General features: G+C 37.5%; 12 protein-coding genes and 1 rRNA gene. 7 read left to right on the top strand and 6 right to left on the bottom strand.

Annotated elements, in window-relative coordinates; all coding sequences use genetic code 11:
• Positions 1–15: 15 nt before the first annotated feature.
• The 6 genes from mnmG to rpmH form a co-directional block, all read right to left on the bottom strand.
• The gene (gene mnmG / locus AC1DEF_RS20390) at positions 16–1905 is read right to left on the bottom strand and encodes a tRNA uridine-5-carboxymethylaminomethyl(34) synthesis enzyme MnmG (protein ID WP_013059925.1); all 1890 of its coding nucleotides are present in this window, start codon (positions 1903–1905) and stop codon (positions 16–18) included.
• A 22-nt stretch (positions 1906–1927) separates the two neighbouring features.
• Positions 1928–3316, bottom strand: a complete 1389-nt coding sequence (gene mnmE, locus AC1DEF_RS20385; RefSeq protein WP_097824956.1) for a tRNA uridine-5-carboxymethylaminomethyl(34) synthesis GTPase MnmE — start codon at positions 3314–3316, stop codon at positions 1928–1930.
• Positions 3317–3621: 305 nt separating this feature from the next.
• A complete protein-coding gene (gene jag, locus AC1DEF_RS20380) occupies positions 3622–4251 on the bottom strand; it encodes an RNA-binding cell elongation regulator Jag/EloR (RefSeq protein ID WP_097824957.1) in 630 nt (209 codons plus the stop codon).
• Positions 4248–5012 carry a YidC family membrane integrase SpoIIIJ gene (gene spoIIIJ / locus AC1DEF_RS20375; protein ID WP_013085568.1) on the bottom strand — a complete coding sequence of 255 codons (765 nt, stop codon included), beginning with the start codon at positions 5010–5012 and terminating at the stop codon, positions 4248–4250. The genes jag and spoIIIJ overlap by 4 nt, the downstream gene beginning before the upstream one ends.
• Before the next feature lie 115 nt (positions 5013–5127).
• Positions 5128–5481, bottom strand: a complete 354-nt coding sequence (gene rnpA / locus AC1DEF_RS20370; protein WP_013059929.1) for a ribonuclease P protein component — start codon at positions 5479–5481, stop codon at positions 5128–5130.
• 110 nt (positions 5482–5591) lie between these two features.
• A complete protein-coding gene (gene rpmH / locus AC1DEF_RS20365; RefSeq protein ID WP_013059930.1) occupies positions 5592–5726 on the bottom strand; it encodes a 50S ribosomal protein L34 in 135 nt (44 codons plus the stop codon).
• Between the two features lie 754 nt (positions 5727–6480).
• Here rpmH and dnaA point away from each other — a divergent pair.
• The 7 genes from dnaA to AC1DEF_RS20330 form a co-directional block, all read left to right on the top strand.
• A complete protein-coding gene (gene dnaA / locus AC1DEF_RS20360) occupies positions 6481–7824 on the top strand; it encodes a chromosomal replication initiator protein DnaA (RefSeq protein WP_028411911.1) in 1344 nt (447 codons plus the stop codon).
• Between the two features lie 186 nt (positions 7825–8010).
• The gene (gene dnaN / locus AC1DEF_RS20355) at positions 8011–9147 is read left to right on the top strand and encodes a DNA polymerase III subunit beta (protein WP_013054821.1); all 1137 of its coding nucleotides are present in this window, start codon (positions 8011–8013) and stop codon (positions 9145–9147) included.
• 100 nt (positions 9148–9247) lie between these two features.
• Positions 9248–9463 carry a S4 domain-containing protein YaaA gene (gene yaaA / locus AC1DEF_RS20350; protein WP_013054822.1) on the top strand — a complete coding sequence of 72 codons (216 nt, stop codon included), beginning with the start codon at positions 9248–9250 and terminating at the stop codon, positions 9461–9463.
• Positions 9464–9477: 14 nt separating this feature from the next.
• Positions 9478–10596 carry a DNA replication/repair protein RecF gene (recF, locus tag AC1DEF_RS20345; protein WP_043977615.1) on the top strand — a complete coding sequence of 373 codons (1119 nt, stop codon included), beginning with the start codon at positions 9478–9480 and terminating at the stop codon, positions 10594–10596.
• A gap of 240 nt (positions 10597–10836) precedes the next feature.
• Positions 10837–12753: a DNA topoisomerase (ATP-hydrolyzing) subunit B gene (gene gyrB, locus AC1DEF_RS20340; protein WP_025752397.1), complete on the top strand. Its 1917-nt coding sequence runs from the start codon at positions 10837–10839 to the stop codon at positions 12751–12753.
• Between the two features lie 126 nt (positions 12754–12879).
• A complete protein-coding gene (gene gyrA, locus AC1DEF_RS20335; protein WP_477727533.1) occupies positions 12880–15390 on the top strand; it encodes a DNA gyrase subunit A in 2511 nt (836 codons plus the stop codon).
• A 262-nt stretch (positions 15391–15652) separates the two neighbouring features.
• Positions 15653–15896: ribosomal RNA gene (locus AC1DEF_RS20330) — 16S ribosomal RNA — on the top strand; the annotation flags it as partial.

The raw sequence follows: 15896 nt of genomic DNA, 5'->3' as shown, positions 1-15896 counted from the left end.
TCGCGCCTAAGAGTTTTAATCATTTGATACTTTAGCGATGCGCCCTTGTTCAATATAAACAAGCAAGATTGAAATATCAGCTGGGTTGACTCCAGAAATACGTGAAGCTTGCGCTACCGTTAGTGGCCGCACTTGGTTTAATTTTTGACGTGCTTCTGTAGCTAAACCGTTAATTGCATCATAATCAATATAATCAGGAATCTTTTTGTTTTCTAACTTCTTCAAGCGTTCAACTTGCTGAAGTGATTTCTGAATATATCCTTCGTATTTCACCTGAATTTCTACTTGTTCAGCTACTTCAGGATCTACCGTCTCATCAGCTGGTGCTAATTGATGAATATGAGTATATGTCATTTCAGGACGGCGAAGTAAATCTGTCGCACGAATGCCATCTTTTAATTCGCTGCCGCCAGCTTCTTTAATCAGTTGTTGAACAGCTTCGTTCGGCTTAATAATAAAGGAGAAAAGACGTTTCTTCTCTTGCTCGATTTCCGCTTTCTTCTGTTCAAATTTAGCATAGCGCTCATCGCTGATTAATCCTAGTTCACGACCAATTTCAGTAAGGCGTAAATCAGCGTTATCATGACGAAGCAATAAACGATATTCTGCACGAGACGTTAACAGACGATACGGTTCATTTGTTCCTTTTGTTACTAAATCATCCACCAATACACCGATGTAAGCATCAGAACGTCCTAAGATGACTTCTTCTTGTTCCAGGGCTCTTCTTCCCGCGTTAATTCCAGCAAGAAGACCTTGGCCTGCAGCTTCTTCATAACCAGAGGTTCCGTTAATTTGTCCAGCCGTATAAAGATTTTTAATTTTTTTCGTTTCAAGCGTTGGCCATAACTGAGTCGGAACAATTGCATCATATTCAATAGCATAGCCCGCACGCATCATTTGGACTTTTTCAAGACCCGGAATTGTCGCAAGCATTTGACGCTGTACGTGCTCAGGAAGACTTGTTGATAGTCCTTGAACATATACTTCTTGCGTGTTTCGTCCTTCTGGCTCTAAGAAAATTTGGTGGCGCGGTTTATCATTAAAGCGCACAACCTTATCTTCAATAGATGGACAGTAGCGTGGTCCAGTACCTTTGATCATCCCAGAATACATAGGAGATAAGTGAAGGTTATCATCAATAATTTGATGAGTTTGTTCACTTGTATATGTTAACCAGCAAGGCAGTTGATCTGTAATGTACTGTGTTGTTTCGTATGAGAAAGCACGAGGCACATCATCCCCAGGCTGAATCTCTGTTTTGCTGTAATCAATAGTTGAGCTATTAACACGAGGTGGAGTTCCTGTTTTAAAACGGACCATGTCCAGCCCTAACTCCTCTAAGTGTTCAGAAAGCTTAATAGCCGGTTGTTGATTATTAGGACCGCTTGAATATTTTAGTTCACCTAAAATAATTTCCCCGCGTAAGAACGTCCCTGTCGTAATAACAACTGTTTTAGCTTTATACACAGCTCCCGTTTGAGTGACAACGCCCGTACATACACCGTCTTCTACGATTAATTGTTCTACCATACCTTGCATAAGCGTTAGATTTTCTTCGTTTTCTAACGTTTTTTTCATTTCATGCTGATAAGCAAATTTATCCGCTTGAGCTCTAAGTGCTCGAACAGCTGGACCTTTTCCTGTGTTTAACATTCTCATTTGAATATGAGTTTTATCGATATTTCTACCCATTTCTCCGCCAAGAGCATCAATTTCACGTACGACAATACCTTTTGCAGGACCCCCTACAGAAGGGTTGCAGGGCATAAACGCCACCATGTCTAAGTTGATGGTCAACGTTAACGTTTTAGCACCCATACGCGCAGAAGCAAGTGCCGCTTCACAACCTGCATGACCTGCTCCAATGACAATAACATCATATTGTCCACCTTCATATTGCATAATAGTAGCCTCCTTTAATAATCTATTTTCCTAAACAGAATTGAGAGAATAACTGATCAATTAAGCTTTCGTGAACAGCATCACCAATAATTTCACCTAATAGTTCCCACGTTCTTGTTAAATCAATTTGGACGATATCGATTGGAACACCACTTTCAATGCCTGTGATGGCCTCATCGATAGCTCCTCTTGCTTGCGTTAAAAGCGCAATATGTCTCGTATTAGATAAATATGTTAAATCTTGAGATTCAATTGTTCCTCCAAAGAAAAGAGCTGCGATTGCTTCTTCAAGCTGATCTACTCCTTGTTCTTGAAGAAGCGAAGTCGTCACTATTGGATGATTACCAGCAAATTGCTGCACTTCCTCTAGATTAATTTTTTGCTCAAGATCTGTTTTATTCACAATCACGATAACGTCCATGCCTTTTACAGCTTCAAATAGCTTTTTATCTTCGTCCGTTAGTTCTTCATTAAAATTCAACACAAGCAAAATTAAATCTGCTTCTTTCAAGTACTGACGGGAGCGTTCCACACCAATTCGTTCTACAATATCTTCTGTTTCACGAATTCCAGCTGTATCAACTAATCGCAGAGGAACTCCTCGCACATTGACGTACTCTTCGATTACATCTCGCGTCGTTCCAGGAATGTCTGTGACAATGGCCTTTGCATCTTGCACTAAACTATTTAAAAGAGAAGATTTCCCTACATTAGGACGTCCAATAATAACCGTAGCCAATCCTTCTCTTAAAATTTTTCCTTGATGAGAGGTTTGAAGAAGCTTATCAATTTCTTGGCGTACATTTGAAGCTTTTTCGATCAATACTTGGTGAGTCATTTCCTCTACATCGTCATATTCTGGGTAGTCAATGTTTACTTCTACATGGGCAAGTGTTTCGAGAATTTCCTGCCGTAAATGACGTACTAGCTTGGACAAACGCCCTTCCATTTGGCCAATCGCCATATTCATCGCTTTATCTGTTTTGGCACGAATTAAATCCATGACAGCTTCTGCTTGTGACAAGTCTACTCGACCATTTAAAAACGCTCGTTTTGTAAACTCACCCGGCTCAGCTAAACGGGCACCATTTGCAATAACTAACTGCAGCACACGATTAACGGATACAATTCCTCCGTGACAGTTAATTTCAATAATGTCTTCTCTAGTAAATGTCTTGGGACCTTTCATAATGGAAAGCATCACTTCTTCGACGACTTGCTCTGTCTTGGGATCTACGATATGACCGTAGTGAATAGTATGAGAAGCTACGTCTGTTAATCGTTTGTTCGAAACGCTTTTAAAGATACGATCTGCAATCGTAATGGCTTCTTCACCACTCAGGCGGACGATGGCAATAGCTCCTTCTCCCATTGGTGTAGAAATGGCCGCAATTGTATCAAAATCTAGCACCAACTTCACCTCATTTCATTTTATAAACCTTTTATTTTAAACGATGTTATATACTATCATCGTTAACAATTTTCCACGAACAAAAACATCTATTTTAAGGCCCGTAATTTGTATGAACCAAATAAATAGAATACCACAATTCACCGATTTGGAACATCTCTAACGTTCTTCTGTTATACACAGTAAGAAAAACAGGCAGTATGTACTATTTTAACTTATCCACATGTGAATAACAACGTATGTAACTTGATTTTTTGAACGCTAGCTTGATAAAAGTAAACATAAAAAAGCACTAGCGCATTTTGCTAGTGCTTTTTTCCGACGGGCTGAACCAAAATACTTCTTTTTGGTTCTTTTCCGACAGAGTGTGTCTCAACCAAAGAATTTTTAGCTAACACTTGGTGAATCATTTTTCTTTCATGCGAAGGCATTGGTTCTAGTTGAACAGATCGATTCGTTTTAATCGCCTGATTTGCTATTTTTAATGCCAGTTTTTCGACCATTTCTTTTCGTTTTTCTCGGTAGCCTTCTGGGTTTAATACAACATTTAAAAATTGCTGACTGTATCGATTAGCTACCAGTTGTGTGAGAAGCTGGAGCGCATTAAGGGTTTGTCCATGTTTTCCAATCAACATTCCCGCAGAATCGCTACTAATCTCAATTATGCAGTTTCTCGAGGTTTTTTTGACGTTCGTATGAATCGAAATCCCCATTTCACGGCTAACATTTGTAATAAAATGAACCGCTTCCTCTACAGGGTCAACTATTTTTGTAACTTTTACAACTGCAGGTTTTCCCTTAAAAATTCCTAAAAATCCTTTTTTGCCTGGTTCAATTATTTCTACATTTGCTTGATTTCGCTCTACTTCTAAAGCATCTAATGCTTCTTGAACAGCAGCTTCAATCGTCTGGGCCGTAATTGTGATTTCGTTCATTTTTTAACCCCTTCAATATTCGCTTGTTTTAAGTCTGGCCCTTTAATGAAGTAGGTTTGAATAATCATAAATAGATTTCCCACTACCCAATAAAGAGATAAGGCGGCTGGAAAATTGATTGCAAAAACCACAATCATAATCGGCATAACCCAAAGCATCATAGCCATTTGAGGATTTTGATTTGCATTTCCGGCCATCATCATCTTTTGCTGAATAAACGTTGTGATTCCTGCGACAATTGGTAAGATAAATAGCGGGTCACGCGCACCTAAATCAAACCATAAAAAGCTGTTGTTTGCGATTTCTGACGTTCGTGTAATCGCGTGGAAAATCCCAATAAGAATGGGCATTTGAATTAGAATTGGGAAGCACCCAGCTAAAGGATTTACTCCGTAAGTTTGGAATAATGCCATCGTTTCTTTCTGCAATTGCTGCTGCGTCTGGGCATCTTTTGAACTGTACTTCTCCTTTAACTTCTGCATTTCGGGCTGAAGTGTCTGCATTGCTTTCGTGTTTCTCATCTGTTTAATCATAAGCGGTAGAATAAGTAAGCGAATCAGGATTGTGACAACGATGATCGCAACTCCATAGCTTTTAAATACCTCTGCCAGATACGTAATGACTAATGACAGCGGATACACAACATACTCATTCCAAAAACCTTTACTATCATCTGTAATAGGTTGGTTAATTTCCGTACAACCCGCTAAAACAGTTAATAGAAAGATAAGCGTTATCCCTAAAAACAACTTCTTCTTCACCTGTTTTTCCTCCTTCTACATGTTCACCTTTCAATTCTGAAAGTGCGTCAAAATCCATTATATAAGGATGCGGTAGAAAAACAACAGCTATTAAAGGCTTTTCTTCTATTGTTTATTAATCGTTTTGTCTATGTGTAAGTAATTTGCCACGCTTAAAGACATGCTGCAAGCTACTTTTAATTTCTTCATAGCTCATTGTTGCAGCAGGCTGCCTTGCAATTACAATATAATCTTTGTCTTGCTTCAAATACGGTGTGAATTCAAACATAATTTGTTTAGCAAGGCGCTTAACTCGATTACGAGTCACGGCATTTCCAATCTTTTTGCCCACGGAGAATCCTACGCGGAAATGTTCTTGATCCGGTTTGTCTAGAACATACAAGACAAATTGGCGATTCGCTACGGACTTGCCCTTTTTAAAAACTGTTTGAAATTCATCATTCTTTTTTATACGATATCTTTTTTTCATTTTTAACAACTCCTGCCCTTTTTCAGGTCATGCTTTTATGTAGTCCCTACAGGAACAGAGGTGATTTTAGTCTTATAAAGCGAAAAAAGACCACTGGCGTCAGTGGTCTATTATGCTGATAATACTTTTCTTCCTTTACGACGACGACGAGCTAAAACTTTACGTCCATTCGCTGAGCTCATACGAGCGCGGAAACCGTGTACTTTACTGTGCTTACGTTTGTTTGGTTGGTAAGTTCTTTTCATCTATAAACACCTCCTCGAGGAATAACTGAAAAAGACAGTCCTTGCAATTATAATGAAAAAACTAAGAAGATGTCAATGTTATTTAAAAAATAAAATTTTCAATCTCTTGGTTTCATTATCTGTTTTACTCAATCTTCTTCATTCTAATATCTTTATAACCCAATTGTCTATACCTAATCAATAAAATTCATTGATTTATTAAAGAAAAAATTTTTCCTTTTCATCTCTTTTTCTTTCTCTACCAGCTGTGATCGCATCGTTACTGAACAAAACTACAACAATAAATGTTATAAAAAGCCTCTTTTTTATTCAAATTCTTTTCTTAAACCTTTGTGGATAAGTTTTTTCGACATTTTTCTACTTTTCCATTTCTTATCGACAACTCATGCACACTATCTTGTGTTGTGGAAAACTTTTCTCCACAAGGTGTAGTTATTGTGGATAAGTTTCGAAAATTCATTGCATCATGCCGAATTCTTTGATATTATATTTTTGTTTTCACTCTTAATTACTTTTCCACAGTTGATTTTTATCCACAGACTGTGGACAACTTGTGGACATCATTTCCACTATCACTGTATAAAGTTATCCACACCATGTGGAATCTGTCGAATAGTCGGCTTTCTTCTATAATATATATTTACCCACATAATAGCAATTGTATAAATATAAATTTTTTATGCATAAGGTTTTGTACAGGTTGTACAAGAGTTGTACAAAGCGCATAAAAGCTAGAAAAAGGAGGGATTGCTCGTTGGAAAACATTCATGATTTATGGAATAGAGCTTTAGATCAAATTGAAAAAAAATTAAGCAAACCTAGTTTTGAAACGTGGCTCAAATCGACAAAAGCTCATGCTTTACAAGGAGACACGCTCATTATTACTGCGCCTAATGATTTTGCACGGGACTGGTTAGAATCTAGGTATTCTAATTTAATTGCTGAAACGCTTTATGATCTTACGGGGGAAGAGTTAGATGTAAAATTTATTATTCCTCCTAACCAGGCCGAGGAAGAATTCGATATTCAAACTCCTAAAAAGAAAGTCAATAAAGACGAAGGAGCAGAATTTCCTCAAAGCATGCTAAATTCGAAGTATACCTTTGATACATTTGTTATCGGATCTGGAAATCGGTTTGCGCATGCAGCTTCTTTAGCAGTAGCAGAAGCGCCGGCTAAAGCGTATAATCCGCTTTTTATTTACGGGGGAGTAGGATTAGGTAAAACACACTTAATGCACGCCATAGGCCACTATGTGTTAGATCATAATCCTGCCGCGAAAGTCGTGTACTTATCATCTGAAAAATTCACAAATGAGTTTATTAACTCTATTCGTGACAATAAAGCAGTAGAATTCCGTAACAAATACCGTAATGTAGATGTTTTACTGATTGATGATATTCAATTCTTAGCAGGTAAAGAGCAGACACAAGAAGAATTTTTCCATACGTTTAATACGCTTCACGAAGAAAGCAAGCAGATTGTCATCTCAAGTGATCGACCGCCGAAAGAAATTCCTACACTTGAAGATCGACTTCGCTCTCGCTTTGAATGGGGCCTTATTACAGATATCACACCACCAGATTTGGAAACACGAATTGCTATTTTGCGTAAAAAAGCAAAAGCGGACGGCTTAGTTATTCCAAATGAAGTTATGCTTTATATCGCCAATCAGATTGATTCAAATATCAGAGAATTAGAAGGCGCACTTATTCGTGTAGTAGCTTATTCTTCACTAATTAATAAAGATATAAACGCTGATTTAGCAGCAGAAGCATTAAAAGATATCATTCCTAGTTCAAAACCTAGGGTTATTACGATTCAAGACATCCAACAGATTGTTGGACAAGAATTTAATATAAAATTAGATGATTTTAAAGCGAAGAAACGTACAAAGTCAGTAGCGTTTCCTAGACAAATTGCCATGTACCTTTCTCGCGAACTAACAGATTTTTCGCTGCCTAAAATTGGAGAAGAGTTTGGCGGGCGAGACCATACTACTGTCATCCATGCTCATGAAAAAATTTCAAAACTTGTTCAAACAGATACTGACCTACAAAAACAAATTAAAGAAATAAGTGAATCACTAAAAATATAGGCTTTTTTTACTTGTATTTTGTGTATAAGTGAGTTAGGATTGTACACAGTCTGTCCACATGTGGATAGGCTGTGTTCTCACGTTTTTAGGGGTTATCCACATTTCCACAGCCCCTATTACTACTACTATCTTAAAATATAATAAATAATAAGCTTTTAAACCTACTTTTAAGGAGGATTAATTATTATGAAATTTATCATACAGAAAGACTATCTAGTTCAAAGCGTTCAAGACGTTATGAAAGCTGTATCTTCTAGAACAACCATTCCAATTTTAACGGGGATTAAAATTGTAGCGACTGAAGAAGGTGTTACCTTAACAGGAAGTGATTCCGATATCTCGATTGAATCGTTTATTCCAAACGAAGAAGAAGGAAAAGAGATTGTTGATATCCAAAAACCAGGGAGCGTTGTTCTCCCAGCTCGTTTCTTTAGTGAAATCGTCAAAAAGCTTCCTAAAGACATTGTAGAATTAGACGTCCAAAGTCACTTCTTAACAATCATTCGTTCAGGAAAAGCTGAATTTAACTTAAACGGTTTAGATGCAGAAGAGTATCCTCATTTGCCACAGATCGAAGAAAACAATATGTTTAGATTACCGACAGACTTATTAAAAAACATGATTCGACAAACTGTCTTTGCGGTGTCCACCTCAGAAACACGACCTATCTTGACAGGTGTAAACTGGAAAGTCGATGGCAAAGAATTAACGTGTATTGCCACTGACAGCCACCGCCTAGCTTTGCGAAAAGCGACCATTGAAACTGGAAATGAAGCAACGTATAATGTGGTTATTCCAGGTAAAAGTTTAAGTGAATTCAGTAAGATCCTTGATGATTCTCATGAATTAGTAGACATTGTTATCACGGAAAATCAAGTATTATTTAAAACAAAACATTTACTATTTTTCTCAAGATTGTTGGACGGAAATTATCCTGATACTTCAAGATTAATCCCAGCTGATAGTAAAACGGATGTTATATTGAACGTAAAAGAATTCTTGCAATCGATTGACCGCGCTTCTTTATTAGCTCGTGAAGGAAGAAACAACGTAGTAAAACTATCTACGCTGGATGAGGGAATTGTTGAAATTTCTTCTAACTCTCCTGAAATCGGAAAAGTAATTGAAGAGGTACAAAGTCAGTCTATCTCAGGAGAAGAATTAAAAATTTCTTTTAGCGCAAAATATATGTTAGACGCATTAAAAGCGCTCGAAGGAACAGATATCAAAATTAACTTCACTGGTGCGATGCGTCCATTTGTCATTCGAACATTAGAGGATGATTCAATGCTGCAGCTGATTTTACCAGTGCGAACATATTAAATCTCAGAAAGCTACTAGCATGCCGTACTAGTAGCTTTCTTTTCTCAAGGAGAATTATTTAGTAAAATAGAGGTACATCATTAGAAAGTGAGAGAGTCGCATGAAAACAGAAGTTAAAATTTCAACTGAATACATTACGCTTGGCCAGTTTTTAAAACTAGCAGACGTCATTCAAACAGGCGGAATGGTAAAATGGTTTTTAAGTGAGCACGAAGTATATGTAAACGGGGAGCTAGAAGAGCGCCGCGGACGTAAATTATATGCAAATGACGAAGTGGATATACCGGCTGCAGGATCATTTGTTGTCATTACTTAAAGTTGGTGAAACGTTTGTATATTAAAGAAATTACTTTAACAAATTACCGAAACTATACGAAGACAACGATTCCTTTTGAAAATAAAGTAAACGTCATTTTGGGTGAAAACGCACAGGGTAAAACAAACGTGATGGAATCGATCTTCGTATTATCTATGGCTAAATCTCATCGTACATCCAACGATAAAGAATTAATTAAATGGGACTGTGAGTATGCAAAGCTATCTGGCATTGTAGAAAAGCATAGAGGGCCTGTTACACTGGATTTAGTCATCTCAACAAAAGGGAAAAAAGCAAAATATAATCACATTGAGCAGAAAAAACTCAGTCAATATATAGGGTCAATTAACACTGTCATGTTTGCTCCGGAGGATTTGAACTTAGTTAAAGGGAGTCCGCAAGTAAGGCGCAAATTTATCGATATGGAGATTGGTCAAGTTTCGCCTGTTTACATGCATGATTTAAGCAGGTATCAAAAGATTTTGCAACAAAGAAATCAATATTTGAAGCAGCTGCAGACAAAAAAACAAACGGATCTTTCACTTTTAGACGTACTTACGTTACAGTTAAGTGAAATGGCGGCGAAAATCTTAAAAAAACGTTTTGAGTTTTTACGGTTACTCCAACAGTGGGCAGAGCCTATTCATAAAGGGATCAGTCGAGACTTAGAAACACTAAAAATTGAGTATAAGAATTCAATTGATGTATCAGAAGATGCAGATTTGTCGAAAATGTTAGAAGCATATCATCAAAAGTTTGATAAAATAAAAAGTAGAGAAATTGATAGAGGTGTCACCTTAGCAGGACCACACCGTGATGATCTTCTTTTCTACGTTAATGAAAAAGACGTTCAAACATTTGGTTCACAAGGGCAACAGCGGACGACTGCTTTATCGTTAAAGCTTGCTGAAATTGAGTTAATTCATCAAGAAGTAGGTGAATATCCAATCTTGCTTTTAGACGACGTATTGTCTGAATTAGATGATTTTCGTCAATCACACTTGCTAAATACCATTCAAGGAAAAGTTCAGACGTTTGTAACGACAACGAGCATTGAAGGAATTCATCACGAGACCTTAGAAAAAGCCGCTACATACCACGTAGAAGCTGGCCAAATTCAAAAGGTCAAATAGCAATTGATCTGTCTAAAAACTTTTCGCAAGGCAATCTAACTGAAATATGATATCATTATAGTTTTAAGTCTATATATTTCAACTCGTACCCTCGATTATGAAAATTTTGTGCGTAAGTAAACAAATTGCAAATACATTAAAGGCTCCGTATTATTTCCACATAATATTCGAAAAACATAATACAAAATGATAAATACAGCAGTTTGCTGTTAAAAAAAAGTGTAGGTGATACATTTGACGATGGAACAAAAAGAAGTACAAGCATATGAAGCTGATCAGATACAAGTATTAGAAGGATTAGAAGCTGTTCGTAAACGTCCGGGGATGTATATTGGATCGACGAGCGCAAAGGGTTTACATCATCTTGTATGGGAAATTGTAGATAATAGTATTGATGAAGCGCTGGCCGGCTATTGCGATGAAATTAATGTTATTATCGAAAAGGATAATAGTATTACAGTCAAAGATAACGGTCGTGGAATTCCGGTTGGTATTCAAGAAAAAATGGGCAGACCTGCCGTTGAAGTTATCTTAACGGTTCTTCATGCCGGAGGTAAATTTGGCGGCGGCGGCTATAAAGTATCTGGTGGATTACACGGTGTAGGTGCCTCAGTTGTTAACGCACTTTCTACCTCTTTGGAAGTGCACGTACATCGTGACGGTAAAGTTCATTATCAAAAATATGAACGAGGTGTACCGGCTGCTGACTTAAAAGTAGTTGGAGAAACAGATAAAACAGGTACTGTTATTCAATTCCGTCCAGACAGTGAAATTTTTACAGAAACGCTTGAATACGATTTTGACACGTTAGCTAATCGTCTGCGTGAGTTAGCTTTCTTAAATCGCGGCATTAAAATTACGATTGAAGACAAACGTGAAGAAGATAAAAGACGTGAATATCACTATGAAGGCGGAATTAAGTCTTACGTTGAACACTTAAACCGTTCGAAAGAAGTGATTCACGAAGAGCCCATCTATATTGAAGGTAATCGAGACAACATTTCTGTAGAAATTGCTATTCAATATAACGATAGCTATACAAGTAATTTATATTCTTTTGCAAACAACATTCACACATATGAAGGTGGAACGCACGAAGCAGGATTTAAAACAGCGTTAACGCGTGTAATTAACGACTATGCACGTAAAAACAGCGTATTTAAAGACAGTGACGCCAATCTAACGGGTGAAGATGTTCGTGAAGGAATTACAGCTATCATCTCTATTAAGCACCCAGATCCGCAGTTCGAAGGACAAACAAAAACAAAGCTGGGAAATAGTGAAGCAAGAACAATTACTGACTCTGTGTTTGCAGAACACTTAGAAACTTACTTGCTAGAGAACCCTATTGTGGCGAAAAAGGTAATTGAAAAAGGTTTAATGGCTGCAAGAGCAAGAATGGCGGCTAAAAAAGCTCGTGAGCTTACACGCCGTAAAAGCGCGCTTGAAATTTCAAACTTACCGGGTAAATTAGCAGATTGTTCATCAAAAGATCCTTCTATTAGCGAACTTTATGTAGTAGAGGGTGACTCTGCAGGAGGTTCAGCTAAGCAGGGAAGAAGCCGTCATTTCCAAGCTATTTTGCCTTTACGTGGTAAAATTATCAACGTAGAGAAAGCGCGTTTAGATAAAATTTTATCTAATAACGAAATTCGTACAATCATTACCGCTCTAGGAACGGGTATTGGTGACGATTTTGATATTTCGAAAGCCCGCTACCATAAAATTGTGATTATGACAGATGCAGACGTAGACGGTGCGCATATTCGTACGCTTCTTCTAACGTTCTTCTATCGCTATATGAGACAGATTATTGAGCACGGATATGTTTACATTGCCCAGCCGCCTCTTTACAAAGTTACACAGGGTAAAAAAGTGGAGTACGCGTACAACGATCGTCAATTAGAAGAGGTATTAGCTTCTTTCCCTGAAGGCGCAAAACCAAACCTTCAGCGTTACAAAGGTTTAGGAGAGATGAATCCTGAACAATTATGGGAAACAACAATGGATCCAGAGTTCCGTACCCTTCTTCAGGTGAACTTGCAAGATGCAATTGAAGCTGATGAGACATTTGAAATTTTAATGGGCGACAAAGTAGAACCACGCCGTAATTTCATTGAAGAAAATGCTCAGTACGTAAAAAATCTTGATATTTAAATGAACGGTAATACCCTTTATATTTTTTATAAAGGGTATATAAACGTCAGGATAGAGATAGGTTCTATCCTGCGTTTACATATATATGAATTACTATACTGAACTTCGCGAAGGAGGTTCTTATCGATGTCAGATAAACCAAACTCTCAAATAAGAGAAGTAAATATTAGTCAAGAAATGCGCACATCCTTTTTAGATTATGCAATGAGCGTAATTGTATCGCGTGCTTTACCAGATGTAAGAGACGGACTTAAGCCTGTGCACCGTCGTATTTTATATGCAATGAATGATTTAGGTATGGGATCGGATAAGCCATATAAAAAATCAGCTCGTATCGTAGGAGAAGTAATTGGTAAGTATCACCCACACGGTGACTCAGCTGTATATGAAACAATGGTTCGTATGGCACAAGATTTTAGCTATCGTTATATGCTAATTGACGGTCATGGAAACTTTGGATCTGTTGATGGAGATGCAGCAGCAGCTATGCGTTATACAGAAGCAAGAATGTCAAAAGTTTCGATGGAACTGCTGCGTGACATCAATAAAGACACAATTGATTACCAAGATAACTATGACGGTTCTGAACGTGAACCAATTGTATTACCTGCTAGATTTCCAAATTTACTTGTAAACGGTTCAGCCGGAATTGCGGTAGGTATGGCGACAAATATTCCTCCGCATCAGTTAGGGGAAGTCATCGACGGCGTTTTAGCTGTAAGTCAAGACCCTGATATCACAATTGCAGAGTTAATGGAGATTATTCCAGGTCCGGATTTCCCAACTGCAGGACAAATTCTTGGCCGCAGCGGAATTCGTAAAGCTTATGAAACCGGAAAAGGTTCTATTATTGTTCGCGCAAAAGTAGAAATTGAAGAACAAAGCAATGGTAAACAAACTATTCTTGTTCATGAACTTCCATACCAAGTAAATAAAGCAAAGCTAATTGAAAAAATTGCTGAGCTAGCCCGTGATAAGAAGATTGATGGAATTACGGATTTACGAGATGAGTCTGACCGTTCAGGTATGCGTATTGTTATTGAAGTAAGGCGTGATGCAAATGCAAATGTTTTATTAAACAATTTATATAAGCAGACATCTCTTCAAACAAGTTTTGGTATTAATACCCTTGCATTAGTAGATGGACAGCCAAAAGTATTGAACTTGAAGCAATGTCTACAGTACTACTTAGACCATCAGGTAGTGGTTATTCGTCGTCGTACTGAATTTGAACTTCGAAAAGCAGAAGCACGTGCGCATATTTTAGAAGGTTTAAAGATTGCTCTTGATAATTTAGATGCTGTTATTGCTTTAATTAGAGGTTCTCAAACAACAGATATTGCACGTGAAGGATTAATGACGCAGTTTTCGTTATCTGAAAAACAAGCGCAAGCTATTTTGGATATGCGCCTACAGCGTTTAACAGGATTAGAGCGAGAGAAGATTGAAGCAGAATATCAATCTTTATTAGCGCTAATTGCTGAATTAAAAGCTATTTTAGCAGATGAAGAAAAAGTATTAGAAATTATTAGAGAAGAACTAATAGAAGTAAAAGAAAGATTCAATGACGGCCGTCGAACAGAAATCGTAAGCGGAGGAGCTGAAATTATCGAAGACGAGGATCTGATTCCTCGCCAAGATATTGTTATTAGCTTAACGCACAACGGCTATATTAAACGTTTGCCTGTTTCTACGTATAAGAGTCAGCGAAGAGGCGGAAGAGGTATTCAAGGAATGAATACAAACGAAGATGATTTTGTTGAACATCTTCTAACAACTTCTACTCATGATACGATTCTCTTCTTTACAAATAAGGGAAAAGTTTACCGTACGAAAGGATACGAAATTCCAGAGTACGGAAGAACGGCTAAAGGGATACCTATTATTAACTTGTTAGAAGTAGACAAGGGTGAGTGGGTAAATGCCATCATTCGCGTCGATGAATTTGTAGACGATTGGTATCTATTCTTTACTACAAAACAAGGAATTTCTAAGCGTACACCTTTATCTTCTTTTGAGAACATTCGAAATAGCGGACTTATCGCCTTGAATTTAAGAGAAGAAGATGAATTGATTTCTGTTAAATTGACAGATGGTAAGCGCGATATGGTTATTGGAACGAAGAAGGGTATGTTAATTCGTTTTAATGAAAATGATGTTCGTTCAATGGGACGTACAGCCACTGGAGTTAAAGGGATCACTCTCGATTCAGAAGACGAAGTAATCGGTATGGAGATTCTCGAAGAACAATCAGATGTCTTGATCATTACAAAAAATGGTTACGGAAAACGTACGCCGATTGAAGAATATCGTGTACAAACAAGAGGCGGTAAAGGTTTAAGAACATGTAATATCACTGATAAAAATGGTGATGTTGTCGCACTGAAATGCGTATCTCAAGAAGAAGATATTATGCTTATCACAGTAAGCGGCGTTCTTATCCGTGTTTCTGTTTCAGATATTTCACAAATGGGCCGTAACACACAAGGTGTCAAAGTCATCCGTTTAGGAGACGAAGAGTTTGTTTCAACGGTTGCAAAAGTACAAACTTCAGAAGATGAAGACGAAGTTTTAGATGAATTAGATGAACATGAAGAGACAGATATAATAATTGAAGCTGAAGAAACAGAAGAATAAAAAAAGCCCCTGAAAAAGCAGGGGCTTTTTTTATGTAAAAAACCTTGCCATAGGCTTTTGATTTTGGTAATATATAAAAAGTCAGCAAAACATATATGAGTTTTTTAGTAGTTTTAAAAAAGTTATATAAAAGTGTTGACAACGATTCTTATAAAATGTTATTATATAGGAGTCGCTTTAAGACAAGAGTTCTTTGAAAACTGAACGAAATAGTAAACGTCAACGTTAATTTTTATTTTTTAAATTGAGCAAGTCAAACATTTCTTCGGAGAGTTTGATCCTGGCTCAGGATGAACGCTGGCGGCGTGCCTAATACATGCAAGTCGAGCGAACTGATTAGAAGCTTGCTTCTATGAYGTTAGCGGCGGACGGGTGAGTAACACGTGGGCAACCTGCCTGTAAGACTGGGATAACTTCGGGAAACCGAAGCTAATACCGGATAGGATCTTCTCCTTCATGGGAGATGATTGAAAGATGGTTTCGGCTATCACTTACAGATGGGCCCG

The organism is Priestia sp. 10L35, from assembly GCF_056395685.1.
The sequence above is the reverse complement of the archived record's forward strand: the minus strand, read 5'-3'. Positions and strand labels throughout refer to the sequence as shown.

Bases quoted from the DNA above. Each gene is read 5' to 3' on its own strand.
- mnmG (WP_013059925.1), bottom strand. From the start codon at position 1,905: ATGCAATATGAAGGTGGACAATATGATGTTATTGTCATTGGAGCAGGT.
- jag (WP_097824957.1), bottom strand. From the start codon at position 4,251: ATGAACGAAATCACAATTACGGCCCAGACGATTGAAGCTGCTGTTCAA.
- rnpA (WP_013059929.1), bottom strand. From the start codon at position 5,481: ATGAAAAAAAGATATCGTATAAAAAAGAATGATGAATTTCAAACAGTT.
- rpmH (WP_013059930.1), bottom strand. From the start codon at position 5,726: ATGAAAAGAACTTACCAACCAAACAAACGTAAGCACAGTAAAGTACAC.
- dnaN (WP_013054821.1), top strand. From the start codon at position 8,011: ATGAAATTTATCATACAGAAAGACTATCTAGTTCAAAGCGTTCAAGAC.
- yaaA (WP_013054822.1), top strand. From the start codon at position 9,248: ATGAAAACAGAAGTTAAAATTTCAACTGAATACATTACGCTTGGCCAG.
- gyrB (WP_025752397.1), top strand. From the start codon at position 10,837: ATGGAACAAAAAGAAGTACAAGCATATGAAGCTGATCAGATACAAGTA.
- gyrA (WP_477727533.1), top strand. From the start codon at position 12,880: ATGTCAGATAAACCAAACTCTCAAATAAGAGAAGTAAATATTAGTCAA.